Origin of the sequence: Pseudarthrobacter sp. NKDBFgelt (assembly GCF_046097905.1) — a bacterium.
Lineage (GTDB): Bacteria > Actinomycetota > Actinomycetes > Actinomycetales > Micrococcaceae > Arthrobacter > Arthrobacter polychromogenes.
Map to the genome: position 1 here is coordinate 1 of NZ_JBJURL010000209.1, position 554 is coordinate 554.

A 554-nucleotide genomic window follows, 5' to 3' on the forward strand; every position below is an offset into this window, starting at 1 on the left:
GCCATCCGCCCGGCGAGCTCGACCGGCTCGGCCCAGGGCCCGTCGGGCGCGACCCAGCGGTCCGGCAGGGGGTTGGCGGGGCCAACCATCGCCGGCCAGTCCACCTCGCGGCGGTCGAGGGTCTCCCCCGTCCCCGATCGGACCTCGATGAGCAGGGTCCGGTGCTTTTCGCGCGGCACGAGCAGCAGCAGGTCGAACGCGGCGAGGTCCTCTCCGAGGGAGAGCGCGACCGCATCGGCGAGCGGGTCGGGTTTCCACCCGGCCTCCTGCCGTGCCCGTTCGACCAGCTCCCGGTCGGCCCTGCTGCCGAAAGTCGCCTCGCCGTCGGTGCGCAAGGGCGAGGCGAGGATGTGTCCCTCGCAGCCCTTGAGCCGGCCGGCCTCGGGGTCGGGGCTGCGCTCGAGCCAGTGCCCAGTGACGTCATTGACGGTGGTACCGGCGGCCAGCAACTCGGCCAGCTCGGCGTAGGTGGCGGCCCCCGCCCCAGCCCAGGTGGTCGGGTCAAGGGGGCCGTTCTCCTCGGCCCAGCGGGCGAACGGATCCTCGGGCGGGGT

The 554-nt window shown here is 74.5% G+C and carries 1 protein-coding gene; it reads right to left on the reverse strand.

The annotated features are described in order from the left end of the window. On the reverse strand, positions 1 to 554 hold a 554-nt coding region (locus ACKAE7_RS21195; protein ID WP_408980248.1), incomplete at both ends, for a hypothetical protein.